The sequence below is a fragment of the Myxococcus sp. CA040A genome, assembly GCF_013336725.1.
Classification (GTDB): domain Bacteria; phylum Myxococcota; class Myxococcia; order Myxococcales; family Myxococcaceae; genus Myxococcus; species Myxococcus llanfairpwllgwyngyllgogerychwyrndrobwllllantysiliogogogochensis.
Genome location: NZ_JABUMR010000004.1, coordinates 454,618 through 480,148, shown reverse-complemented (window position 1 = coordinate 480,148; position 25,531 = coordinate 454,618). Strand labels below are relative to the sequence as shown.

Here is a 25,531-nt window from a genome sequence, read left to right as displayed (position 1 = left end):
GATTCATGGCCGTCTCGGCTCGTCGTCGGAAGATCGTCGCCGGCAACTGGAAGATGAACAAGACGGTGCCGGAGGCGCTGGCACTGGTGCGCGAGCTGCGGGGGACCGTGGCCGCCGTCGGAGATGTGGTGGAGGTGGTGGTGGCGCCGACGTTCCTGGCGCTGCAGCCGCTGCACGTCGCGCTGGAAGGGGCGCCGCTGCAACTGGCCGCGCAGAACTGTCACTGGGAGTCGTCCGGTGCCTTCACCGGCGAGGTGTCCGCGCCGATGCTGGCGGAGCTGGGGTGCGCCTACGTCATCGTGGGGCACTCGGAGCGCCGGCAGCTGTTCGGCGAGACGGACGAGTCGGTGAACAAGAAGGCCCGTGCTGTCGTGGCCGCTGGCATGAAGCCCATCCTCTGCGTGGGCGAGACGCTGGCCGAGCGCGAGGCGAACCAGACGCTGGACGTCGTGGAGCGTCAGGTCCGGGGCGGGCTGGCGGGCATCGAGGCGAAGGACGTGGCGACCTTCGTGCTGGCGTACGAGCCAGTGTGGGCCATCGGGACCGGGCGCAACGCGACGTCGGCGCAGGCGCAGGAGGTCCACGCGGCGATCCGAGGGCTCCTTGGTCGGCTGTACGACGGGGAGACGGCCGGGCGGGTGCGGATCCAGTACGGCGGCAGTGTGAAGCCCGACAACGCCGCGGAATTGCTGGGGCAGCCGGACATCGACGGGGCGCTCGTCGGCGGGGCGAGCCTCAAGGCGGGCGATTTCGCGGCCATCATCAAGGCGGCCACCTAGAGTAGGTTCACTGGCGGGCGGAAGAAGTTGTCACCCATTCGGCAGTTTGTGTAGGGTGCGCCTCCTTTTCACGGAACGTTCGAAAGATCTCTCATGCTGACCTTCGTCACGATCGTGCACGTCCTCGTTTGCGTGTTCATGATCTTCGTCATCCTGCTGCAGCCGGGTAAGGACGCTGGCATGGGCTCGGCCCTCGGCGGCGGCGCGGCCACGAGCGCCTTTGGTGGTCGTGGTGCCGTGACGTTCCTGAGCAAGCTCACGGGCGTCTGTGCCGCGATGTTCTTCTTCACTTCGCTCGGCCTCTCCTTCGTGGGGCTTCGCTCCTCGGTGGCGGCGGGTGGTTCGGTGGCTTCGCCTCCTCCGGCGGCTTCGGCTCCGGCGACCCCGGGCGCGGCGGCTCCGGCGGGCGAGCAGTCGGCGCCTGGCGCGGTCGAGCAGCCTCGTGGTGAGGCTCCGGCGGCTCCGGCGGAGGGCCAGTCGGCTCCTGCTCAGCCGGCGGCGCCGACTCCGGCTCCGTAAGAGCCGTCGAATAAATCTGGAGCACGCAGCGGTTAGAAACTCGTTGCGTGATCCGGTGCGGTCCTGTAGATGGTCCGCGCAGAAACGCCCAGGTGGTGGAACTGGTAGACACACCATCTTGAGGGGGTGGCGCCGAAAGGTGTGCGGGTTCGAATCCCGCCCTGGGCACTCCGATAGAAGCCTCCGAGTCGAAAGACTCGGGGGCTTTTGTCGTTTCTGGGAAGAGCGGCCTTCCTGTCACTCTGCCGTTGGTGTGCGCATGTTAAGGGCTCAAACCGCATCCGCATCACCACGTCCGAGTGGCGCATCGCCATCTCGATGGTGGTGTGCCTGATCAACTCTTGGATGGCCTTGAATGGCACTCCGCGCACTGCGAGGTGGCTCGCGAAAGATGTCGCGCAGCGTGCGCCACTAGGTCGGTCGGATGCCTGCCGGCTCTGCGTTGCGGAGGATGGCCTCCACGCAGGCGTGCTGGGGATTGCGGATGAAGCTGCCGTCCCGCTGCGAGAACACCCATGGCGAGTTGAGTCGTCGCGGGTACTCGCGCAGGGCCTTCAGCGCCCGGTCATTGAGAGGTATCTCTCGCTCTCGGCCACCTTTGGGAGTGCCCAGATGCCCTCGGTAGACGTTCCGCTTCACCACGAGGCGTCCGTTGGCCATGTCCACGCAGTCCCAGGACAGCGCGGCCAGCTCACCGATGCGCAGCCCCGAGTTGAGGGCGAGGATGATCATCGCCTTCCACCGGCCGGGTTCCGCGTGGCTCTCCATCTGCTCGGCTTCCTCGAAAGAGAGGAAGTCGATCTCGGGCTTGGGGGCCTTGAGCCACACCACCTTGGGCGCGGTGCTGAGTTCCCCGAACTCCTGGGCGAGGGCCAGGAGCTTGCGCAGCACGGTCAGCAGGTTGTTGACGCTCTTCTTGGCGAGCCCTTCCTTCGACTGAGCGTCACCTGTTTCGGTGGCTCTCCCGCACTTCGTGTGGACTGTAGGTTCAGACCGTGAGCAGCACGCGACGACGCAGCCGGTCGAAGCTGGCGCGGCCATAGCTCTGACGCTTGAGAAGCTTGAGCTTCGTGATTTGGCCCTCGGCCTGAGCGTTACTCCAGGGAGAGGTCAGTGCAGCCCGGACGGCATCGACGTCCTGTTCGAGGCCCTCCGCAAAGGTCTCCACCGCGCGCACACCGCACGCGCGAGCCTCGCCCAGCCACACTTCGAAGGGCTTACAGGACCTTGTTGGCCTTGCTCCTTGGGAAACGCCGAGCGAGCACACGACCTCGCAGACGCGCCGAGTCAATGCAACGACACGCGCGGCTTCCTCATCCTGCTCGATGCGCGCCAACGTCGCAGCCTCCGTGGAGGTCAGCTCGGAGGGCCTCTTCACGCACAGCCAGGCCAGTTGCTTCGGCGAGGCGAGCGCGTCGGGGCACGTGCCCTTCGACCACCAGTCGCCGCCGGGGTAGCTGCGCACCCCTGCGCGAGGTGGAACGGTCCGCCACACCTGGAGCCAACGGTGGACCTGGCCTTTGGTGCCACGAAAGCCCTGGGCGCGAATCCCCCGCCAGAGGGCAGAAGCGTTCTCACACCCCGCAGCCTGTCGCTGCGTCAGGTACTCCAGATAAGGGTCGAGGATGCTCGGTCCGGGCACACGCGTCGCGCGCTCGGGAAAGGCTCCGGCGGCGGCATATTTGCGCACGGTTCCTCGCGCCAGCCCCCAGCGTGCGACTGATTCTCACTAGGGGCTCCCCGGCCAAGCGACGAGGCCGTACGGCTTCGTATGCAGCGACTCACTGAGAGCGGCTCTCCTCTCGGGAGCGAGCTTCGGCGTGAGTTCGAGAGAAGCTGGTGTGTTGGTGGGCTGGCGGAGCGCCCCCACTCGACACGGCTGGCAGTGCTCGAAGTCGGGGGTGAGCGCCGGTCATCCAACGTTCTATCAGCTGCCGTCCATTCAGCAGCAAGTGCCAGCAGTCCGCCACCTGCTGGGCCTGCGGAGCACCCAGCACCGCCGCTCGTGCGTACTCTGTCGACCGGCCTCTGGCGATGACTTCCACGCCGAGTGATGACGCAGCCAGGCGCTCACCGTGGGAGTCGAGCGGTCTGGCAACACGTCGCGGACGCAGTGCGCTTCCAGGTCGACGAGGATGGAGCCGTAGGTACGCCTCTTGCGCAGTGCCCAGTCGTCGAGGCCCAGGACGTGGGCGGGGCTGGGAGGAGGCCGCGGAGCGCGGCGAATCAGCCGTAGGAGGGTGTCGGGACTGGTGGGCATCGCCAAGGGCTTGAGCAGCCTGGTCCCAGCCTCAGCTCCTGCTGTGACGGCGACGGCGCACTGCGCGGTGGCGAGCCGTCGTGTTCGCCGAGCCCGAGAAGGCAGTCGTCGCACCGGCCGCTCCGCGAATGTGCGGCGGGAGCATTCCGGGTTTCGGCAGCAGAAGCGCCGCACGCGGAGTTCGAGTTGCACGGCGTGCCCAGCGGCGGGCAGGTCCGCCGGGCGACGAACATAGCTGCCATGCACCAAGGTACTGGGCGTCTGGCAGGAGGGACGCCGGGCACCAATGCCCTCCCTGCGCACCCCGAGGACGACACCCGCCGCGCTACTGTGGGCCACCCGGTCCACCCGACACCCAGGAAGTAGGTACAGCGTTTCCATTCCCAGGGTGTATTCGCCCCGCTGGCAGCTTGCCGCGTCTGCCTACTCCCCAGAGGGGAACCACACGAAGTGCGGGAGAGCCACGGAAGCGGGGGACTCTCAATCGAGGCCTCGTCGCCGACCGGGCGGCCGTGGCGAGCAAGCTGGGGCTCACACACGCCCGGGTGACCCAGCCGCTCGATCTGCTCCTCCTCGCCCCGACCTGCAGGCACGAGTGCTCAAGCTCAAGGCCGTCGACGGTGCCGAGCCGATGGCCGAGCAGACCCTCTAGGCCGTGGTCCACGCGGGGACGTGGACTGAGCAGCGGGAGGCGTGGGCGGAGACCTTTCGCGTACGTGCGGACTCACATTTGTTTTGACAGGGGCTGGCGTAGGTGGAATTATGCTGGTTGTGAGGCCACACGTATCAGCTAGTTTCGTTGCGCCGACCCTTCTGGGAGCCGCTCCCGGCTGGCTGCCGTCGTACTTCGCCGGCGCGACCGCAATCGCGCTGCGAGCGGGAGTCGCCGGCCAGACAATCGATGAGTTGGGGGGACAAGTCCTCGAGGGCTGGCGGGTGAGCGAGACGCCGACGGCGCTCGACTACGCTCCCCGCGCGGCCTCCACCCCGGTTTATCGACAGGCCAACATCAAGCCGCTGCGGCTGCAGCTCGGCGCCCAGCACTGGGCCCCGCCCCAGATCGAGGGGCGCTGGTGCGTGCGGCCCGGCGATGTGGTGCTGAACAAACTCGCGCCGGTGCGCGCAGCCTTTGTCTCGCCGGCAGCCAAGCGCCACCCGGTCGACGGCAACACGCTCATCGTCCGCGACCTGTCGCGCGCGGAGGCGGCGTGGGTCGCGCTGTGCCTCAACTATGAGGGCTACGAACGGCTTCTGTTCCTCGACTCGGGGGGGCTCGATCGCGTGGGGCTCAAGGCTCTCGCCGCGCTGCGCGTGCCGCCGGTCCCGCCGGAGATGGACGGCCTCTCGGCCCGCCTGCGCGACGCGCTTGACGAGCAGACGCTGACGAGCGAGGCGATGCACCATGTCCGCACCGAGGCCAACGAGCTGACGAGCGCTGCCCCGACGACGACGCGCCCGCTGCGCAGCGGCGCGTTCTTCGCGCGCGACGCCGTGACCCACGAGAGCTGGTTGCCCTCGGCCACCGCGCTGCGCGCCGAGCAGACCAGCCTCGCCGAAGAGCTGGGGTGGGTCGCGATCGCTGAGCTGGCATCCTGGGCCGACCGCGCCCGCCTCACGCACGCTCCCGAGGGCGCGCGGGCGCTGCGTCTCCGCGATGTCGGCGAGGACCTCTTCGTCGCCCCGACCGACGACGCGAGGGAGAATTTCGTCCCCAGCCGCACGCTGGCGAGGCCCCTCGTCCCAGGCGAGGTGCTGCTCTCGACGCTCGGTACCAGCTTCCGCACCGCATACGTCGACGACGACGTCCTGCGGAACACCTTACCGACCGACGGCTGGGTGCGCGTGCGCTTCCGCGAGACGCCGGCCGCGTGGGCGCTCTTGCTCTCGACCGACGCGCTCCGCTCGCAGGCCGCGCGGCTCGTGGTGGGATCGGTGCAGCAGTTCGTGCCGCCCGAGGCGCTGCGCTCGTTGCGGGTGCCGGTGCCGCCGCGCGAGGTGCGTGACCGCTGGCAGCGCGCCCTCGAGCGTCATCACGCACAGCGCCGCACGCAGGACCGCCAGTGGGCCGCGCTCGTGAGCGAGATGATCGCCCTGTTCGAGGCCGCTCACCGGCCTTTCGCCCAGACGCACCCGCGTGCGAAGGAGTAGGTCCAATGACGCTGCGGCAGGCCGAAGATCTGCTCTCTCACCTGAAACTTAAGGCGCTCGGCCTCGACGAGCTGCACGAGCGCGTGCGCCTTTCGGGCAGCGCGTGGACTCGCGACCAGCTCGAGCTCTTCCTGCTCTGCGCGCGCGGCGTCACGCGCGACGGCACGGGAGGGTTCCACGCCATCGCGGCCAGCGCCGAGGACGACCTTGGAGCCGCCATCGTCGAGGCCGTGCGCTCGTTCGCGGGTAGACCCGTACCGGCCGCGCAGGTGCGCGCGCGCCTGCCTCAACACTTCGTAACGACCGACGAGCAGGTGCTCGCCGTCGCCCGACGCACCGCTGGGCTTGAGGTGTTCGGCCCGAAGCTCATCCGCATCGCCCGGTAAGCGCTCAGGAGAAACGCATGGCCGCCAAGAAGAAGCGAGAGAACGCAGAGCACGCGACGACGGTCGCCTCCGAGGAGAGCAACCTCCTCAAGTCGATGGTCCACCGGCTCTCGGGCGCGGGCTTCGATCAGTCGCTCGACCTCAAGGCCAGCGAGCCCGGCATGTCGGCCGCTGTCGTCTGGGGCCGGCATGAGGGCGTCGAGACGCCGCGCATCTTGGCGCTCGTGCTGCCCGCTGGCGCGTGGGGCCGCGCCAACGCCGACGAGGTGCAGGTGCTCTCGTACTCCCTGCCGCCGCCCGAGACGCAGGCCGACCAGTACCCGCAGTTCGCCGTCGTGAAGGATGCCGAGGGCAAGCTCGAAGCCTTCTTCGACCTCGCGTACCCGCCGCACCAGATCGACAAGCTGCCGAGCCTCTCGGAGATCAACGACTACAAGCGGATCAAGGCCGACCCGACCTACCGGTGGTCGATGCGCATGTACGACCGGCTGATGAAGGGCTTCAACGCCCTGCACGAGCGCATCTACCAGACACACAAGGACCGGGTGAACGGCAAGAACGACATTATCGAGGAGGTGGCGAAGCTCCTCTTCCTCGAGTCGTTTCGCCTGCACCACGATCACGGAGGGGGCGCGCTCATCTTCGAGCACGAGGGCAAGAAGCTGAGCCTGAAGGACGTCTTCACCGCCGCCCCCGTGAAGGCGAACGGCGCCAAGGCGGTCGCCGAGATCCAGTCGGCGTTCGAGCACTTCAAGATGCACCCTGACTACGTCGTCACCGACGACGCCGGCGAGAAGCACGCCATCTTCGACAGGAACGCCCACCTGCGTCTGGCGCAGCCGGGCAACTACGAGGCGGTGCTCTCGCTCATCCAGGACCTCGGCCCGGTCACCGACAACCAGGGCAACGTGGTGAAGAAGCAGGGCACGCTCGCCGACATCGCCGCCGACGTGCTTGGCCGCGCCTTCGACGTCTTCCTGCGCGCGAACTTCGAGTCGAAGGGCGGCCTCGGCATCTACCTCACGCCAGCCCCCGTGAAGCAGGCGATGCTGGCGCTCGCCTTCCACGACATCAAGGAGAGCACCGAGGACGCCGCGCGCCTCGTGGCTCGCGACGGAAAGGGGCGCCCCGCCTTCCGCTTCTGCGACCCAGCGTGTGGTAGCGGCGGCTTCCTCTCGGTGGCGCTGAGCCACCTCCGGCGGACGCTCGACGAGCTCGGTGGCAAGGCCACGGCGACCGACGAGGCGAAGAAGAAGCTCTTCGCCGAGATGTGTGAGCACAGCTTCGTGGGCGCGGATTCCTCGCCCCAGATGGTGATGCTCGCCCGCGTGAACATGGCGCTGCTCGGCGCGCCGAAGGCCCGTATCTTCTACACTCAGAACTCGCTCATCAGCCCGCAGCTCGAGCCTGGCACCTTCGACCTCATCTGCACCAACCCGCCCTTCGGAACGCCGAAATTCAACAAGGGGCAGGAAGAGGCGAAGAAGGCGCACGAGGAGGCGATGCAAAAAATTCTCGCGACCTTCCGCTCGGACCTCACGGAGCGGAACGGGCGCGGCGGCGGCTTCGACTACTCGCCGACGGTCACAGGCCTGGCGATGGGCGGGTCGCCGAACAGCAAGGGCGTCTGGAAGGAGGCGTCGACCAACACCGATCCGGCGGTGCTCTTCATTGACCGCTGCCTGCAACTGCTCAAACCGGGCGGGCGCCTGCTGATCGTGTTGCCCGACGGCGTACTCTGCAACTCCGGCGACCGCTACGTGCGCGAATACATCATGGGCACGAAGGACGAGGCCACCGGCGAGTTCCACGGCGGCAAGGCGATCGTGAAGGGCGTCATCAGCCTGCCCGCCGACGCCTTCAAGCTCTCGGGCACGGGCGCCAAGACCAGCGTGCTCTACGTGCAGAAACGTCACGCGCGCAAGGACGGCCCCGAGAAGTTCCAGGACGAGCCGCAGACCGACGTGTTCATGGCTGTGGCCGAGACCCTTGGGTACGTGGTGAAGAACAACGTCGAGGACTACAGCGCGGGTGTCGCCAACGACCTGGCCGCCATCGTCGGCGCGTACGTGCGGGGGGAGTGATGGCGCAGCCTGAGCGACATGTCCGCGTTCGTGCGGCCGAGTTCAGCCCCGAGCGACTCGATACGGGCTTCTACGCCCGTGCCTACTTCGACACTCGCGAGGCCATTCGCGGAAGTGGACTCAAGACCGAGTCGATCGGCAGCGTGTGTGAGCCGTGGCAATTTGGTGCCTACGCGTTGTGCAACCACATCGAATGGAGCGACGCCGCGAGCGGTGTTCCGTACATCAAGGCTGAGGCGCTCGGCAGCCCGCTCCTGAACGAGTCTGGTCTTGCGTATGTGACGCCAGCCACTCATCGACTGCTCGAGAAATCTCAGCTCAAGCCGGGGGACATCGTTGTCTCGACGTCTGGAACGATTGGCTTGTGCGCCGTGCTCCACGAGCGCCTCGGCGAGGCGAATTCGAACCAGGACACGATCAAGTTCAACCCTTCGTCTGCGGGATACGATTGCTATTTCGTCGCCGCGTGGATCGCGAGCGCGCCCGGTCAGGTCTTCCTTCATCGCGAAGCTGGTGGCGCAGTCCAGCAGCACGTCTACCTCTACAACTTCAAGCGCTTGCCCCTGTTGAAGATCGCGGCAGAGGCCCAGCGTTACATCGGCGACAAGGTTCGGCAGGCCGAGCGGCTGCGCGAGCGCGCGCGACGGCTTGAAGCCGAGTCGAGGGCGTTCTTCCAGTTGCAGGAGTGGACCGAACCACGGGCTGGGACTCGACGCGCCTACACTGCCCGTCGCGGGGCCCTGCGCTCCGAGCGGCTGGACGCGCCGTTCTACGATCCGGGACATGAGGACCTCGATGCGCTGCTTCGGCGTCGTGGCGATACCGAGCTGAGCGAGGTTGCATCCCTCGTCGAAGCGCGATGGACGCGTGGGGGCGACAGATTCAGCTACTTCGAGATCGGTGAACTCGATATCGGGTCGGGAATTCTCACGCCGACAACCACCGAGGTCGCCGCCGCCCCTTCACGCGCGCAGATCCTTGTCGAGCCGTGGGACGTGCTCGTGTCCACGGTGCGTCCGAACAGGAAGAACGTCGGCTTGGTGTTGCCGTCCGATGACAGCCTCGCGTTGGTGGCATCGACCGGCTTCGCTGTGCTTCGCTTCGAGAACGCCGCGAGCGCGGCTTTCTACCATTCGTTTCTTCGCTCTGACGCAGCGACGCAGCAGCTCATGCGCTGGAACTCGGGCGCGACCTATCCCGCCATCGAGAGCGACGTGCCCCTGCGTGTTCGTGCTCCACTCTTCGACGGCGAGGTCGTGCAGCGCGAGGGGCGTCGCTGGCTGGAGAAGTTCATCGCGCTCAGCGCATCGCGTGGACTGATCCTCGTCGCGACGACCTTGGTCGAGCGTCTCATAGACGGCCGCATCACCGAGGCTGACCTTGTCGCCACCCAGAAGGCGCTCGAGTCCGGCGACTGCAGCGCGGACCGCGAGATCCTGAAGGCGCTTCGGCAGAGCGACGTGCCTGACGCCAAGTCGCTCATCGCCGACGTCGACGCGCTCTACGCGCTCCTCGATGCGTCGGAGGGGCAGAACGCATGACGCTCTCGGCGCTCCAGGGGCGGACGCTCGCGCGTCTCGTCGAAGACGTGCGCACGCTGCTTGCGCAGGGCGAGGCGCCGTCTTCGTCCTTGCGCGCCCTGGAGGCAGTGCGAGCGACAGGCTTGTGGAGCGAGCGTGGTGAGGTCGCCGTCGCGAGCCCCACCATCGTCGGCCTCATCGACCGGCTGCCGAACGCAGGCGAGGCGCTGCCCGCCGTGCTGTCGCTCGTAGCCGAGGTGCGCGAGGCGTGGCTGCGCGTCGTGCGCGCGCGCCTCGCCGAGATGGGCGGGCGCGGCGACGTCGCGGCGCTAACCGAGGCTATCACCAATGCTGGCGCGCTGGCGAGCGAGCTTGTGAGCGTGCAGGGGCGGTCGCTGGCGGCGACCGCGTTCGGCGAACTGGAACGCGTGGTGCTGGCGACGCCCGCGCACGAGGCCGCCGCGTTCCCGGTGCTGCTCCGCGCGCTGGCCGCGACCGCCGCTCTCCCGACCATCCCCACCACGGCGGCGCTGCCGACTGGGCTGCCCGAGGTGGCGTTCGACGATCCACAGGCAACGTGGCGACCCGGTCGCCTCTTGCGTCTGCCCGCGCCGACCGAGGCCGCGACGACGATGGTGGTCTTGAGCGGCGCGCTCGACGGCAAGAGCGGCGACGCCGACGCCATGCACTGGGCGCTGCACCACCCGTGGGCGTTCTTGCTGGCCCAGATGACCTTCACGAAGGAGGCGTGGGAGGCGGAGCGCGTGTCGGGCGGTATCGCCTTCGAGCTGGAGCCCGCGCACGCCTCGCTGTTTCAGAGCCCGCCGCGCGTCGAGGTGGTGGTGACCTTGCCGAGCGGCGAGGAGATCCGTTGCGGCTCGCTCGGCGAACTCTGCCAGCGCACCCTCGCCCAGCTCAGCGTGACGGTGCTCGGCCACCGCGTCACCGTGAGCACCCTCGATGACAAGCTCGCCCTCGTCATCGAGGCCGTGCAGCGCCGTGATGTGTGGCGCTTCGAGCATGGCTCGGGCGCGCGACGTCCGGCCTACAGCATTCACCCGTCGTTCTCCGACGCCTGCTATCGGGCGCTCGGCAGCCGCGCGTTCTACCGGCTCGGCTCGCCGGTGACGGCCGCCATTCGCCGTGCCTCCGAGGGCTGGGCCAGGGAGCGCATCGCGCGCGCGGGAGGCAACGCATGACGCGCACACTCCACCTCGAGCGCCCGGCGTTCTGGACCGAGACCAGCGATCCGGAGGCGTGGTTCCGCGCGCTCGACGTGCTCGCATCGAAACCGCCCCAGGTGGGGTCGCCCCGCGCCGTGGCCGACCGCGCGCTCGTGGGCGTCATCTCGCGGCGGGCCGCCATGGGCCTCTTCGGCCTCCTCGAAGAGCTTCTGCCCGGCGTCGGGCTCGTCACGCGCGACACCGAGGGGCGGTGGACCGTGAGCGACGACGCGCAGGTGCTGCTACGCCGCTGGAAGCAAGCCCCGGCGCGCGGGACCGAGCTGCTCGCCGCGTACCTCGTGCGCGAGAGCGTGTGGCTGCGCCTCTTGCTCCTGCGGCTTGAGCGTCGCGACTGGGAGCTTCACGGCTGGTCCGAGGTGCGCAGCAGCCGCGCGGGCCTCAAGGCGGGCACGTCGCTCCTGCTCCACCAGCACGCCGAGCCCGCGCGGTGGTTCGAGCGGCTCGAACGGCAGGCGGCGGCGCGTTGGCTCGCGCGCGGGCACTGCGACGCGCTCGCCTATGCGCCCGACGTGCTTTCGCGCAAGCCCAGCAAGGACAACCTCTCGCTCACGCCGCTAACGGCGCCACTGTTGTTGCTCGAGTCGGCGGGCTGGCTGTCGCGCACCGGCGCGCTGACGCTACCCAACGAGCTCCTGGCCGACCTCACCGGCACCGCGACTCCAGCGCAGGCGCTCACCGACCTCACCAGCGGCCACGCCGACGTCCGCGGCTTCGTCGCCGCCGAGCCGGTGCTGCGTGAGCTGCTCGCTACGTTTGGCGTGAGCCCCAGCGACGAGGCTTTCTCGCGCTGGATGGACGCGCTCGTCGACGAGGCCTCCAGGCGCGGAGCGCTCGAGTTGCTCGCCGTCGAGCCTGGGCAGGCCCGACACGGGCGCGGCCTCTTCGCCGACCCGACAAAGAAGCTCGTTCGGTGGGTGGTGCACAGCGAGTTCAACGAAACCTTCCAGAACGCCTGGCGCGCGCTCGAGACACGACGGGAGCTGACACGATGACGACGACCAACAAAGCGAAGCACCAGTGGGCGGCGACCGGCGTCTCTTCGTACCCGCTCACGCACCCCATCGTGGGCCAGGGCCGCTTCTTCGAGACGTTCAAGCACTTCATCCACCTCGTCGACGACGAGGCCGAGAAGTTCGCGCACGTGTTCGCGGTGATCGCGCAGTGGGGCGTCGGTAAGTCGCGCCTCGGCTACGAGCTGGTGGCGCAGATCAACGACACCTCGCGCGGCTGGTGGGTGCGCGGCGACGACGGCAGCCTCGGCAAGGCGAGGCTCTTTCACGACGACAAGGACCGCGACCAGTATCTTGGTCTCTATATCCGCTACAGCCAGGTCGCGAACGACTACAACAACGTCGACAACTGGTTCGCCTACGGCCTCTACAAGGCGCTCCTGCCGCTGGCGCGCGGCACCTTCGACGGCTCGATCCAGGGGCAGATCGCCAAGGAGGCGAGCGACCGGCTGACGGTCGCGGGCTTCGACCCGAAGAAGCTCGCCGAGGCGCTGGAGGCGTCGAAGAACCACTCCGACGAAACGCTCTACGAAGACCCCGAGCTGGCGACGCGCCTGTGCCAGGCGGCCTACGCGTACTTCCATTCGTTCGGCATCAAGTACGTGCTGGTGGTGCTCGACGAACTCGAGACCGCCGCCGAGGCGGCGACCTACGGCCTCGACGCGACGGACATCAAGCACCTCGACGGTCGCGCCATCAAGCTGATGGGCAAGGCCATCAAGGAGGAAGACCCGCGCCGCAAGCTCCCGTGGCTGCGTTACGTCGCGCTCTGCTCGCCGGCCATCGGCGACGAGCTACGCGAGATCCAGTCGACCGCGCGCCGTTTCGAGCTGGCCGAGCTCTCGTCGAACGCGTTCTCAGACGTGAGCGACTTCGTGCAGACGCTGTCGACCGACGGGCGGCTCGCGGAGTCCTACCCCCAGGGTCTGGTCGAGGCGGCGTACGCCATGAGCGCGGGCAACTTCGGCTGGTTCAACGTTGTCATGGCCAGCATCGACGAGCGGCTGCGCGACAAGCGCGCACGCGGCGAGAAGGACGCGCCGACAGTGGGCGCGCTCTTCGACGAGCTGGTGCGCGTGTCGGGCCGCGTGCAGCAGCACGTGCTCGACCATCACGCGCTCGAGATGTTGAAGATCGACAAGGCGCAGCTCCCGGCGGCGCGGGACTTGCTGTACGGCCAGCTCCCGGTCGCGCTCGACATCTACGCGCCCGAGACCCGCGCCGCGGTACTCTCGGCGAAGAACGAGTACGACGAGCCCATCGCAGCGCTGTTCCGCCGCGTCGAGTGGGACGAGCTGGAGGCGGCCGAGGCGCTGCGCGCGTCGAAGTTCACGCGCGACAAAGGCGTGTGGCGGCTGGGCGGCGTCGATCAACCGCTCGATCTGCGCCAGCTCCTGTCGAACCTCGGCACCTACGCCATCCACGAGATCAAGGGCCAGCGCCGCACCGACGGCAAGCGCACGCTCGTGGTGCCGCTGCGCCAGAGCGATTTCGTCCACCTCGTGTCGCTCCTCTATCCGCACGCCGCCGCCGAGGATGCCGCCCGCGCGCTGTGGCGTCGCTTCCTGGGCGCCGATGACCTGACGGCCGACACCGCGACCCATGTGGGCCCCAGCGTCGAGATGATCGCGCGCCTCGACCTGCGCCACAGAAAGCAAGGCCAGACCTCGCTCATCTTCCGCGACCCGGACCAGAACAGCGCGCACGAGAAGGCGCTCTCGGCCCTGCGCACGCAGGCCGAGCGGCAGCGTGCCGAGCAGGTGCTGGTCGGCGCGATGCGCGTCATCGACCAACACTGGGCCTACGACGCGGCCCCCTCGGGCATCCGCGACGACTCGCTGACCGTCATCGCCACATCGCCGGTCGCCAAGGGCAAGCAGCCAGGGGGGCTCGTGACCTTCGACGGCCTCAAGCTGCACCCCAAGGGTCGCGTGCTCTTCGCGTGGGTGAAGAACGACGAGGAGCTGGAGCGCCTGTGCAAGGCGGCGAGCGCGCAGTTCGGCGAGGAGGGCCGCACGCCCGTCATCGCGTTCACGTCGTCGCGCGCGCTCGTCGACCGCATGGCGAACCCGTCGAGCGACACGCTCAAGGGCGCCAAGAGCTACCTCTTGCTCTACCAGCTCACCTCGACCGAGGAGCACATCCTCCATCAGATCGGGGTGCCGACGCAGGCGAGCGTGGGCTTCCGGCTCGACGGCCACGGCTTCACCACGGCCTTCAACAACCGGCTGCAAAGCCTCGTTCGCCCGTTCTCCGAGGAGATCGGGCGCTTCCGGCAGCAGCTCAACGAGCTGGGTCGCATCGCTTGGCCGCTCCGGTCGTCGGGAAAGCTGAAGGAGACCGAGCAGGAGCTGCTCATTCGGGCATGGCGCATCCTCGCCATCGACAAGCCCGCGCCGGCGACGCTCGCGAACCTCGACGACAAGTCGGGCGTCGACGTGGAGGCGCTCAAGACGCTGCTCGCCAAGCTCGGAGTCACGCCGAAGGCTCGCGCGGCGGGATACGTCGACAGCGAGCGCGCAGGTCTGTTCTCGCGGCTCGATGACGGGGCCGAGGCGCAGTTCCCGCCCTTCCTCGTGGAGGCCATCTCGCGCTTGCTGAGTGGCGACTGGACGTTCGCCCGCGCCGAGCGCGAGTGGTTCTGGGGCTACATGTGGGAGGGCATCAAGCCGAAGGACACCTACTTCGAGTGGATGTCGATCTTGCGCGAGCTGGGCGTCGCCAAGCCGCAGCCGGGCGCCAAGAGCGCCGACGTGTACACCGTGATCACGCGCGCCGAGCTGCGCGGGGCCGTTCAGGAGGCCGACAACTGGCTCAAGAAGGACTACGCGGCGCTGGTGGCGGAGATGGAGGCGGTGTTCGGCGTCGGCCGTGTCAAGGAACTGTTCGCGCCCGAAGCGGGCGCGCCGGGAACCAAGACGCTCACGGCACGCAAGAATCTCACCGACTGCACCACCGACCTCGATGCGCTCGACAAGTCCGAGACGCAGGCGGCGAACGCCGCGAGCTTCCGTGCAGCCGCGCAGCGCCGACGACGCGTCATCGCGAATATCGACTGGGTCTACCGCCGCGAAGAATTCAACTCGATCCAGCAGGACCAGAACGTCAAGACGCTCGACTTCGAGTCCGACGCCGTGCCGCTCTGGCAACGCATCCGCCGCGCGTCGCTGTTTGTGGACTTCGTGCGCAAGGCAGAGCGCCGCATCCGCGCTCGCTCCGTCTCGCTCGCGGAGGAGATGCGCCTTGATGTGGTCTCGCTGCACGGTTTCCCGATCGCGCTCTTCACCCTCTCGCTCGAGAAGATCGCCCACATCCTCGATGGCGCGCTCGCGCCCACCGCGACACCAGGCCAGACCGAGGTGGTCCAAGCGAACGAACCGGGCACGCTGCGGCAAAACCTGCGCGACCTGAAGGTCGCCGACGCCACCGTGCAGCTCGAGAACCTTGCACGCGAGGTCGGCATCGACCTGGCGACGTGGATCGAGCAGTCGCTCGCACCGTGCGAGGGCCAGATCGTCAGCGCGTTCCGCGAGCTCAAGTCGGTGTACGAGAAGCTGCGGAGCGACCTGCTTGGTGCGGCCGGGCGCATCGCGACGCTTCAGACGGTGCTGAAGGCAGCGCCCGCCGACTTCCACTACCCCAAGAACGCCCTCGTGCTCGACAAGCTCCCGGGGCGGCCCGCGCTCATTGAGAGCACGTTGGAGGACGCTCGCGGCGAGGAAGTTGACCGGCTCCGCTCGGAGTTCGATGGCCCGGCCCGGCTCGGCAATTTCCAACCCTTGATGTTGCGCGCGCGAGGCCTGATCGACGAGCCGCGCGGTGCGCTCACGCATCTGCTCGGCCACGTCATCTCCGTGGAGAACGCGATTGCCGAATACCGAAAGAAGCTCATTGAGAACGCGGAGTTGCAGAAGGCGCATCGTGGTCTCGATGCGTTGGCCCGAGCGACGGGAGCATCGGCCCCACCGGCCCTCGCGCCCAAGGAGGTCGAAGACGTCGGGGCGCTCTCTGATGCGCAGAAGCTGGTCAGTGCTCGTGTGCAGGAGCACACCATGGCGGGCCGCAAGTTGCTCGCCGAAACCGGCATCACCTTCGACCGGTGGTGCGTCATCGTGGCCGCGCTCGACGCAGGGCGCGACCCGGCGCTCGAGCCTCAGGAGGCCGATGCGCTCGTGAAGCGGAACCTCGTGCAGCGCACGTACCGCCTCGGGGTGAAGTCGTGACCGTCCCGGTGTTTCTTCACGGCGCGCTCGCCGCGCACCGGCGCGGGAGGATCCTGTGCGAGGCGCTTTCCGCCGAGGCGACGACGACACTGCCCGCGAGCGGCGCCCTGATTATGTCCTCCGCCGATGCGTTTCAAGGAGCCGACGAAGGCGAGCAGGCGCGTCTCGTCGAGTGGACGCGCGCAGCCGGGCACGTGCTCTTGCTCGTGCCGCCGTTCGCGGCGGGGGCTTGTGCGCGCCCGGTGTCGTGGCGAGCCGAGCGCATGGAGGGCGGAGCGCGAGGTGGCGAGGGGCTCGCCAAGATGCTCGCCGGTGAGGTCACGCACCGCCTCGCGGGCAAGCTGCAGACCCCTCCGCTGCCGGGCGCGACATGGAGCGACCTCAGCGTGTGCGTGGGAACGTACCGCCTGCACCCCGCCGCCGGGCTATTCGCCGTCACGTGCCTGCCGCTCTGGTCGCTGGCGGTGCTTGATGCTCCCGAGGAGACGCAGCGCTGGCTCGTGAGCCTCGTTGCGCTCGCCGGTGAAGCCAAGCCAGTCGCCGCGCCCGCGCAGACGCCGCTCTCGCCCGACCACTATGGGCTCCTGGTGTTTCTGCTCAGCAGGAGCTTCGAAGATGACGAGCAGGCAATCGCGGCGCTGCGCGCATCGTCGATCTTCCGCATCGCCCCCGAGCGTGCGCGAGCGCTCTTGAACGAGCTGCGCGCTCGAAGCCTGGTCATGGGAGGCGTGCCAACGACCGAAGCCACCGAGCTCGTGATGCAGAGCCCCTACGCGCCGTACGTGAGCGCGCTCCGCGAGGTGACCACACCATGACCACCAATCGAACCCTGGCCCAGACGCTCGCGGTGCAGTCACAGGTCCACCTACCGGGCACCGTCGGTCGGCTACTCAAGCAGATCCGAGACCTCGAGCGCGTCGCGCCGCTCTTCGTGAAGGCGGGACTCGTGCGCGCGGTCGAGCGCCCAAACCCGATCGACACGCGGGCCTCGGGCATCGCCACGCACTCCTCGACGACGAAGACCATCGGCGGCTTCCTCTACGGCGCGGCGGCGGCGCGCTGCGACCTGCTCGTCGAGCACAACGCCGTCTCGACGGCAGGCCAGGACAGCGCCTGCGAGATAGACGACATCAACTACGAGAACCAGTCGATGCGCCTTGCGCTCGCCGCGATCAGGCAGGCGTACGAGCTGGCCGATCGTGCCGTCGTCGAAGAGCGCTCGCGGCTCATCTTCCTCGACACGGCGCTGGTGATGGACCGGAGCATGGTGCCACCTGCCAGCCGCCCTGGAGAACCGGGCTATCCAGCCGCCTACGCCGCCACGCGCGAGACCATCGAGTCGTTCTGGACGCGCCACCGAGAGCGGCTCTTCCCGTGGAACCCGAGCGGGCCGGTCATCGTCGGCCTCGCTTCGCAGCGCTTCGGCGCGATCATCCAGTCGGCGCAGCAAGACCTGCGCCTTCAGGGCGGGCGCAGCCAGATTTTGCCGACGGAGACAGTCAACCGCGAGGCGCTCGCAGCCCTCGACGGCGTGCGCGAGGCAATCCTCGGCGTCGGCGAGCGGCGCTTCGTGCATGGCATTCTCGGCAGCTTCACGAGGACCGCCGCCTTCCGCATGAACGTCCACGCGCCCCGCATGGAGCCAGGCAACGTCGTCGAGCTCGGCGTCATCGGCCTGCACTTCCGCGCCGGCCAGACAACAGAGCCTCGCCTGATGCAGCTCGTGGGCGACGCGCCGGCGTGGACCACCGAGGCCATCGACGAGATCGTCGGGCTGACGATGGCCCTGACGGCCGTGGGGGGGGCCGCGGCGACTCCGCTGCCAGTGCAGCTCGCCGAGCGCGAGCTGACCGCGCTCGGACCGTTTCTCGAAAACTACAGCCGAAGCGTCGCCGGTGAGCTGAAGCGGCGCGAGATCGAGAGCATCTGGCTCTCGGACTTTGACCTCGCGACGTAAAGGAGAAAGATCGATGCCGCATCATGTCCTTGGCCGACTCGTCGGAAACACCGGCGACCCGACGAACCTCTCGATGGTTCTCAACTCATCGTTCGCTGGCAGGCGCGGCGAGTTCGTGCGCGTACGGCACCGCGAGCAAGAGGGCGCAGCGCAGACCGACGTGCTTGCGCGCATCGTCAGCATCAGCCGCAGCAACGTCCTCTACAACTCTGGCCTGGGGCAGGCGGTGACGGAGCTTGAGCTGCTGCCCGGTGCGCACGTTACCGGCGAGCAGATCCTTGGCAAGCTCGAGGCCATTGGATATCGCGACCCCGAAGGTGGCGGCATCAAGATGCCGCGCCGGGCGCTCGATCCGGGCTCGCCGGTTGAGCCGGTCGACTTCCAGTTCCTGAGCGCGTTCTATGAATTTCAGGAGCACTCGAGCCTGCACATAGGCAACCTCGTTGGCTACGAGCGTGGCGCGTCGGCCGTTCCGGTGTACGTGGACGTGAACCGCCTCGTGACCGAGCACCTCGCGGTCCTCGCGATGACTGGCTCAGGCAAGTCGTATACGGTCGGCCGCATCATCGAGCGGCTCGTCGCCATTAACAACGGCACCGTCGTCGTTTTCGACCCGCATGGCGAGTACGGGCGCGCGCTGTCGGGTGGGCAGATGCGCTTCAACGATCGGCCCGACGACCTGGACGACCAGCGCGATCGCGCGGCCCTCCCGGCCATCCGAGACGCTTTCACGAGGCTCCGCGAGGCGGGCGCTGGCATCGCCGTGTACTGCCCGCAGAACCCGTCGTTCCGGCAGAAGTACGCCGGCGCGAACCAGGAGCTGGCGTTGCAGTTTGACCACTTCGAGATGGACGACCTGAGCGAGATCCTCCCTGGCCTCACCGAGCCGCAACAGCGAGTGCTCGACGTCGCCATTCGCTACTGGATCGCCCACGAGCACACGACGCCGCGAGACATCAACCGGCTGCGCCACTACCTTGGCGACGGCATCGACGACGTGCGGCAGTGGGACGAGCTGAGCCAGGCCGAGGCGACGGCACTGAACGGTAGAAGCGCGGCGGTCGCGTCGATGAAACTCTCTCGCGTGCTTCAGGAGGCGCAGAGCTTCTATCACTCGGGCCTGCCTGCAGCGACCGACGTCTACGAGATGATCGGTAGGCCGACCGATCGCCGTGGCCGTCTCGTCATTGTCGACCTGCAGGGCCTCAGCGACACCGCGAAGCAAGTCATCACCGCGCTCATCTCGAGCGAGATCCTCCGCGCGGCATCGAGCAAGACCGACCGTATCCGCCCGTGCTTCCTCGTCTACGAGGAGGCGCACAACTTCGCCCCCGCGGGCGAGCCCGCCGTGAGCCACCGCATCATCAAGAAGATCGCAGGTGAGGGCCGCAAGTTCGGCGTGGGCTTCGCGGTCGTGAGCCAGCGTCCGTCGAAGCTCGACCCCGACGTGACCTCGCAGTGCAACACGCTGATCGCGATGCGCCTCAAGAACCCGGACGACCAGCGCTTCATCGCGAAGACCTCCGACATGGTGAGCGCGGCCGACCTCGACCAGCTGCCCGGGCTCTCGACCGGCGAGGCGCTCATCTGCGGGCGGTCGATCCCTGCGCCTCTCTTGGTGCGCGTCGGCACGAAGGCGCTGGTCCACGGCGGCGAGTCGCCCGAGGTGCTCAACGTCTGGGGGAGGTTCGGTGGCTGAGCGTATGGACATCGGGAGCCGACTCACGCTCGAAGTCGCGTCGTCCCATCTGCCGATGTGGACCGAGTGGGGCGTGCGCGACGTCGGCCACCTGGTCCACAGTCTCGGCTGCACGCTCTTGACGGCTACCGGGCGTGACCTCGGTTTCGCGACCGTGTCCGAGGTGCCCGCGCCACGCCAAGGCGTCCTGGGGAACGTCGACCAGGATGTACGGTCTGACTCGGTGTGGTTCGATCGCTCGGCGCGCCACGTGGCCCTCCTCGCCGAGTTCGAGCGTTACTCGGGCAAGCAGAAGGACCTCAGCCCGAAGGTCGAGACGCTGCTCCTCGCGCAGCAGCGCTGGGAGTGCCCGAGCGCGACGCTGCTCTTGGCCTACTGGAGCGTGGGGCTGGTCACGCTGCCGGATCACGACGGGCTACGCAGCATCGTGCGAGGGGGCTTTCAGGCGACGGGCGGCGTGCGCGTCCCCGGCAATCCGAGCGCGCGGCTCCTCTTCTACCAATTCGTTGTGCGTGCTGGGCAGGATGGCCTGCTCCGGCTCGAGAACATCCTTCGGCGAGGGGAATCATGACGACCAAGTTTTTCGTGCCACGAGCAGACCGGCGTCTCGGCGAGCGCTACGAACTGGTCGAGTGCCTCGGCGACGGCTCGTACGGTTGGGTGTGGCGCGCGCAACGCCTCTCCGACGGCGCCATCGTCGCTGTGAAGATTCCTAAGGCCCAGAGCAAGCGCAACGAGGAACTCGCCGAGGGCTCGCCGCTGGTTGGGCAGACGCCGCACCCATGCGTGATCGACGTCTACTGGATGGGCCGCGTCCCGCCGGAACGCGAATGGTACGCGATCGAGATGGAGTACTTCCCCTCCATCACGTTAGCCCAGCTGCTCGACAAGGGTGAAGAGGGCTTCGTCGCCAGCTACGACAAGCTGCTCGGCGTCTTCGAGCAGGTGCTCGAAGGCTGCGCGCACCTGCACCGGGTGGGCATGTCGCACGGTGACATCAAGCCGCAGAACATCCTCGTCTCCGCCGACCTCGTGAAGTTGACCGACTTCGGCTCGAGCGTGCTGCCTGAGGACATGTACGCGCGAACCCGGGAGAACGGCGGCACCATCCTCTACTCCGCACCCGAGATCGTCGGGGCGACGATGTCGACGCGCGACAACAATGACCGCTTCCTGAGCGACATCTACAGCCTCGGCGTGCTGCTCTACCACCTCGTGACGGCGCGGCTTCCGCACGACACCTTGAGCCAGGTCGCCCGGCATGTGCCGTTCCCCCGCGCCCGCGAGGCCAACTCGTCGGTCTCGCAGCCGCTCGACGAATTCATCGACCGCTGCCTGAAGCTCGCGCCGGAAGAGCGATGGCCGAGCGTCGAGGCCATGCTCGACGCGTTTCGCGCCGTGCGACGCGCCCAGCTCCAGTTCACGCCCACCCGCACGTTTGCGGTGCCGCGCACGCCACACGAGGACTGGTCGTCGCAGGCGGTGCGCCTCGTCGAGGCGGGCGACTACCGCGACGCGGAGCTGGTCGCACGCGCCGAGTTCGAGTCGACCCGCGACGCGCAGGCGTTCCTCCTCATGGTGCAAGCGTCGTATCGAGAAGGGCGCTACTTTGACTGCATCCGCGACCTCGAGGCCCGGCCGGATGTCGTTGACGCACCGACGCCTACCGGCGCCGAGCTTCGACGCCTCGCACTCTCGGCCTACCTCGACGTACGCCAGGTGGATCGCGCCCGCACGTTCGTGGAGCGGTGCTTGGCCGAGACACCCGACGCGCCCGATCTCCTCCTGAAGCACGCGTCGATCCTCGCGCTCGACGCCAAGTACGAGGCCGCTGCTGAGCAGTTGATGGCGCTCAACCGAAGACTGCCTGGAAAGCCGGCGATCCTCCGACGTCTCGTCGCCGTGTTCGAGCAGATGCGCGACGCCGGCAAGGCGGCGGCCTTCTTGCGCGCGTACCAGAAAGCGATGCCCGACGACCCGTGGGCGTCCTCGAAGGCCGAGCAGTTTCGGGCGCTTGGACTGGCGTGAGCCAGCCGCCAGTTAGATGTCAGTGGCTCCGTCCCGCCCGAGAGCCCTCCGGTTTCAGCGCTCTCGGTTTGCACGAGAGCTCTCCACGCGCGCGTACGCTCGGACTTGGCGCGACCAGCGCGCCACGCGTCAATGTCGGCGCCCGTTCCGCGCTCGCGCGGGACAGCGCCCTGAGAGTCGCCCGGTTCCGTGGCTCTCCCGCACTTCGTGTGGTTCCCCTCTGGGGAGTAGGCAGACGGGGCAAGCTGCCAGCGGGGCGAATACACCCTGGGAATGGAAACGCTGTACCCACTTCCTGGGGGACCGGGTGGCCCACGGTAACGCGGCGGGTGTCGTCCTCGGGGTGCGCATGGAGGGCACGGGAGCACGATGTCCCCCCTGCCAGACGCCCAGTACCGCAGTGCATGGTAGCTACGTCCGACGCCCGGCGGACCTGCCCGCTGCGGGGCGCGTCGTGCAACTCGAGCTGCGCGTGCGGCGCTTCTGCTGCCGAAACCCGGAATGCTCCCGCCGCACGTTCGCGGAGCGGCCGGTGCGTCTGCTGGCCGACCATTCTCGGCGGACACGGCGGCTGGCCACCGCGCAGTGCGCCGTTGCAATCACAGCCGAGCAGAGGATGGGGCCAGGCTGCTCAAGCCCCTGGCCATGCCCACCAGTACCGATACCCTCCTGCGGCAGATTCGCCGCGCTCCGCTGCCTGCTCCCAGCCCCGCTCGCGGCCTCGGCCTCGACGACTGGGCGCTGCGCAAGGGACGCACCTACGGTTCCATCCTTGTCGACCTGGAAGCGCACTGCGTGCGGGACGTGTTGCCAGACCGCGCGACTCCCACGGTGAGCGCATGGCTGCGCCAGCACCCCGGCGTGGAAGTCATCGCCAGAGACCGGTCGACTGAGTCCGCACGAGCGGCGGTAGTGGGAGCTCCAGAGGCCCAGCAGGTGGCGGACCGCTGGCACTTGCTGCTGAATGGACGGCAAAAGATGGAACGCTGGATGACCAGCGCTCACCCCCGCCTTCGAGCGCTACCAGCCGTTTCGAGCGGAGACACGCCTCCCGCGCGTCGTCACACCAGCTTCTCGCGAGCTCACGCCCGAGCGGAGAGCCGCTCCCGGCATGTCGCTGCATACGAAGCCGTACGGCGGCGTCACCTGGACGGGGAGCCTCTGCTGAGAATCAGTCACACACTGCCTCAATGGTCACGTGAAAACCGGCCAATAAAGGTCCCCTGAAAACCGGCCAATGGAAGAGGACTGAGACAGGAGGACTCCTACCCTGCGGACTCGGAGATCCGCAACTCTATGGCGCCCTTGGTGCGCCAGCTGCGGGGGCCGAACTGGACGACGTGGGCATGGCGCAGCAGGCGGTCCAGCATTGCTGCCACGGCCGCGTTGTCACCCAGGAGCCTCCCCCAGTCCTCCACCGGCCGGTTGGAGGTGATGAGGGTCGAGGCCCTCTCGTAGTGACGCATGATGAGTTCGAGCAGGTCCTCGGCGGCGGTGGCCGGCAGCTTGCGCATGCCGAGGTCGTCGATGATGAGCAGCGGGGCGCTGGTGAGCGCATCGAGTTGCTGGCGTCGGGTGCCCTCAAGGCTGGACTCGGCCAATTCCTCGAGCAGATGGTGGGCCTCGCGGTAGAGGGCGCGGTGCCCCTGAGACTGGATGACGGCGCGACCCAGGGCCTGGGCGATGTGACTCTTGCCGGTGCCTGGAGGGCCGAGGAAGAGCGCGTCCTCGCGCCGCTCCACGAAGCCTCCGGTGGCCAGCTCGAAGACGAGGCGGCGGTTCATCTTCTTGTTGAAGTCGAAGTCGAATCCATCGAGCGTTTTGCCCGCGTCGCGGAAGGCACCTTGCTTGAGCCTGCGTTGGATGAAGCCGTCGCTGCGGCGTGTCAGCTCGTCGTTGACGAGGGCGGAGAGGAAGTCGAGAGGAGCGAGCTTCTCTGCTTGGGCTTGGAGGATGCGGGCCTCCACGGCCTGGGCCATGCCGGACAGCCGCAAGGTGGTGAGGGCGCGGGTGATTTCGACGAGATTCATGTCTCGGTATCTCCTGGGTGAGGGGTGGGTTGGGTGAGACGGGCGATGACGTCGCGGTAGTGGGTGAGCTCGCGGATGAGCGGGTCTACCTGGCGAAGGGTGACGGGGGTGGGAGTGCGCCTGTCGAGGTAGCGGCGCACGAAGCGGTAGGTGGGGACGCCCACCTCGAGGGCCACCTCGCAGGCGTCGTCCAGGGCGGCGGTGCAGTACCTCTTCGCGAGAGACAGCACGCCGAGGATGCGGCGGGTGCCCGTCTCGCCTTCCCGGCGGTGCACCTCGGCGCAGAGGGCCGCGATGGCACGTCCAGCCCGGGTGGCACGCTCGAGCAGTTGCACTGTGGTGCGCGGTGCATGCGAGGGCCTGTCCTCCTCACGCGTGCGGTGATGGCCCCGAGGCGCCCGAGTGTGCTCTCGCAGCAGCTGCCCGGTGGCGGGCCGCAGCAGACGGACATGGAGACTGTCCCACTGCACGTGCAGCTTGCGGCCGATGTGGCCTGGAGGCACTGAGTAGTACGCACCGTCCACCTCGACGTGTCCGTCCAGGTGCACCACGCGCTCGCCATAGGCGTAGTAGCGGAAGGGCTCGACGGGCAGGGGCTGCAGGTGTGGACGCTCCTCGCCGAACATGGCCGCCACCTGTCGTTTGGTGGTGCCGTGGATTCGGGTGTCCGCCCACCGTGACTCCCACGCGTCGAGGTAGGCCTGCGCGGCCTCCAGCGATTCGAAGCGAAGGCCCTTCAGCGGCGTACGCTGCGCGTGGCCTACCGCCGACTCCACCTTGCCCTTGCGGTCCGGGTGGCGGACTCGGGACGGCAGGGCCGTGGCCCCGTAGTGGGCCAGCACGTCCCGGAAGAGAGGGTTGAGGGCCGGCTCGCACACGTCGGCCGCCAGTACGCCCTCACGCAGGTTGTCCAGCACCACCGTGCGTGTCACGCCGCCGAGCCGGCGGAAGGAATCCTCGTGCAACTGCGCCCACGTGCGACTGGAGGACTTCCAGCACAGCAGCCGCACCGACTTGCGGCTGTAGCCCAACGTCATGACGAACATGCGCGTGCGCCGGTACTTCCCCGTCTCCGGGTGACGCACCATGGGCCCCTCCCCATAGTCCACCTGCGCTTCCTCGCCCGGCGCCGTATGGATGACGGCCTTGGCCTCCGGGCCTTGGCTGTCACGCAGCGCTCGCACGAAGCGGCGCACGCTGATGTAGCTGCCCGCGTAGCCCTGCGTGTCGACGAGCTCCTCGTAGATGGCTCGTGCGTTGCGGCCCACCTTCAACTGCTGCTGCACCAGGTCCACGTAGGGCGCGACGATGCTCGCCGACAGCGTCCTGACTCCCGCTCGGCTGCGCTGTGACGAGTCGGTGGTCCCCTCATTGGCCGGTTTTGCTCCGGGGGCCTCCGGCTCGCTCGCGGGACTCGCCTCGGTGGTCCCTCCATTGGCCGGTTTTGCCTTCCCCCAGGATGCCCACGCCCGCGGCCTTCAGATAGCCGCTGGCCGTCTCGCGGCGTATCCCCGTCACTTCTTCGATACGCCTCAGACTCCAACCCAACCGCCCCAGGGCGATGACCTGCTGCTGCTTCTCGTCGCTCAAGACGTTGCCCATTGCCCGGGCGGACTCCACGTCCTACCCGCGCGTCAACGTCTC

17 protein-coding genes, 1 tRNA gene and 3 pseudogenes are annotated in these 25,531 nt (G+C 68.2%); 17 read left to right on the top strand and 4 right to left on the bottom strand.

Annotated features, from left to right (window positions below; translation table 11 throughout):
• Positions 1-5 precede the first annotated feature (5 nt).
• The 3 genes from tpiA (at position 6) to HUA75_RS19005 (ending at position 1,466) form a co-directional block, all read left to right on the top strand.
• On the top strand, positions 6-779 hold the full coding sequence (tpiA, locus tag HUA75_RS19015) for a triose-phosphate isomerase (protein ID WP_174487219.1): 774 nt from the start codon (positions 6-8) through the stop codon (positions 777-779).
• A gap of 93 nt (positions 780-872) precedes the next feature.
• A complete protein-coding gene (secG, locus tag HUA75_RS19010; RefSeq protein ID WP_141640856.1) occupies positions 873-1,298 on the top strand; it encodes a preprotein translocase subunit SecG in 426 nt (141 codons plus the stop codon).
• Positions 1,299-1,384: 86 nt separating this feature from the next.
• A tRNA-Leu gene (locus HUA75_RS19005) sits at positions 1,385-1,466 on the top strand.
• Positions 1,467-1,709: 243 nt separating this feature from the next.
• Here the strand turns inward: HUA75_RS19005 and HUA75_RS19000 are convergent.
• Both HUA75_RS19000 and HUA75_RS18995 read right to left on the bottom strand, forming a co-directional pair.
• Positions 1,710-2,189 carry a tyrosine-type recombinase/integrase gene (locus HUA75_RS19000; RefSeq protein WP_174487218.1) on the bottom strand — a complete coding sequence of 160 codons (480 nt, stop codon included), beginning with the start codon at positions 2,187-2,189 and terminating at the stop codon, positions 1,710-1,712.
• A 97-nt stretch (positions 2,190-2,286) separates the two neighbouring features.
• Positions 2,287-3,939, bottom strand: a pseudogene (locus tag HUA75_RS18995) (ISL3 family transposase).
• Positions 3,940-4,494: 555 nt separating this feature from the next.
• On the opposite strand from HUA75_RS18995, the gene HUA75_RS18990 reads away from it, so the two are divergent.
• The 14 genes and pseudogenes from HUA75_RS18990 (at position 4,495) to HUA75_RS18930 (ending at position 23,084) form a co-directional block, all read left to right on the top strand.
• A complete protein-coding gene (locus HUA75_RS18990; RefSeq protein ID WP_174487217.1) occupies positions 4,495-5,706 on the top strand; it encodes a restriction endonuclease subunit S in 1,212 nt (403 codons plus the stop codon).
• 5 nt (positions 5,707-5,711) lie between these two features.
• Positions 5,712-6,092, top strand: coding sequence for a hypothetical protein (locus HUA75_RS18985; protein ID WP_174487216.1), 381 nt, complete (start codon positions 5,712-5,714; stop codon positions 6,090-6,092).
• Between the two features lie 17 nt (positions 6,093-6,109).
• On the top strand, positions 6,110-8,176 hold the full coding sequence (locus HUA75_RS18980) for a class I SAM-dependent DNA methyltransferase (RefSeq protein WP_217446149.1): 2,067 nt from the start codon (positions 6,110-6,112) through the stop codon (positions 8,174-8,176).
• Positions 8,176-9,717, top strand: a complete 1,542-nt coding sequence (locus HUA75_RS18975; RefSeq protein ID WP_174487215.1) for a hypothetical protein — start codon at positions 8,176-8,178, stop codon at positions 9,715-9,717. The genes HUA75_RS18980 and HUA75_RS18975 overlap by 1 nt, the downstream gene beginning before the upstream one ends.
• Positions 9,714-10,895 (top strand): hypothetical protein, encoded by a 1,182-nt coding sequence (locus tag HUA75_RS18970; protein WP_174487214.1) that lies wholly within the window; start codon positions 9,714-9,716, stop codon positions 10,893-10,895. Before HUA75_RS18975 ends, HUA75_RS18970 begins: the two co-directional genes overlap by 4 nt.
• Positions 10,892-11,932, top strand: coding sequence for a hypothetical protein (locus tag HUA75_RS18965; RefSeq protein WP_174487213.1), 1,041 nt, complete (start codon positions 10,892-10,894; stop codon positions 11,930-11,932). Before HUA75_RS18970 ends, HUA75_RS18965 begins: the two co-directional genes overlap by 4 nt.
• Positions 11,929-16,173, top strand: coding sequence for a hypothetical protein (locus HUA75_RS18960; protein ID WP_174487212.1), 4,245 nt, complete (start codon positions 11,929-11,931; stop codon positions 16,171-16,173). Before HUA75_RS18965 ends, HUA75_RS18960 begins: the two co-directional genes overlap by 4 nt.
• Positions 16,170-16,988 (top strand): hypothetical protein, encoded by an 819-nt coding sequence (locus HUA75_RS18955; protein WP_174487211.1) that lies wholly within the window; start codon positions 16,170-16,172, stop codon positions 16,986-16,988. Before HUA75_RS18960 ends, HUA75_RS18955 begins: the two co-directional genes overlap by 4 nt.
• Complete coding sequence (locus tag HUA75_RS18950) at positions 16,985-18,130, top strand: hypothetical protein (protein WP_174487210.1); 1,146 nt, start codon at positions 16,985-16,987, stop codon at positions 18,128-18,130. Before HUA75_RS18955 ends, HUA75_RS18950 begins: the two co-directional genes overlap by 4 nt.
• Positions 18,131-18,143: 13 nt before the next feature.
• Entirely contained in the window at positions 18,144-19,829 is a 1,686-nt protein-coding gene (locus HUA75_RS18945; protein WP_174487209.1) for an ATP-binding protein, read from the top strand.
• Positions 19,822-20,400: a hypothetical protein gene (locus HUA75_RS18940; RefSeq protein ID WP_217446148.1), complete on the top strand. Its 579-nt coding sequence runs from the start codon at positions 19,822-19,824 to the stop codon at positions 20,398-20,400. Before HUA75_RS18945 ends, HUA75_RS18940 begins: the two co-directional genes overlap by 8 nt.
• Complete coding sequence (locus HUA75_RS18935; RefSeq protein ID WP_174487208.1) at positions 20,397-21,857, top strand: protein kinase; 1,461 nt, start codon at positions 20,397-20,399, stop codon at positions 21,855-21,857. Before HUA75_RS18940 ends, HUA75_RS18935 begins: the two co-directional genes overlap by 4 nt.
• A 16-nt stretch (positions 21,858-21,873) precedes the next feature.
• Positions 21,874-22,293 (top strand): annotated as a pseudogene (locus HUA75_RS47945) (hypothetical protein); the annotation flags it as partial.
• Between the two features lie 65 nt (positions 22,294-22,358).
• Positions 22,359-23,084: a transposase gene (locus HUA75_RS18930; RefSeq protein WP_371746141.1), complete on the top strand. Its 726-nt coding sequence runs from the start codon at positions 22,359-22,361 to the stop codon at positions 23,082-23,084.
• Positions 23,085-23,122: 38 nt separating this feature from the next.
• Here HUA75_RS18930 and istB read toward each other — a convergent pair whose 3' ends face one another.
• On the bottom strand, positions 23,123-23,887 hold the full coding sequence (gene istB, locus HUA75_RS18925) for an IS21-like element helper ATPase IstB (protein ID WP_174487206.1): 765 nt from the start codon (positions 23,885-23,887) through the stop codon (positions 23,123-23,125).
• Positions 23,884-25,489, bottom strand: a pseudogene (istA, locus tag HUA75_RS18920) (IS21 family transposase). Before istA ends, istB begins: the two are co-directional and overlap by 4 nt.
• Positions 25,490-25,531 lie beyond the last annotated feature (42 nt).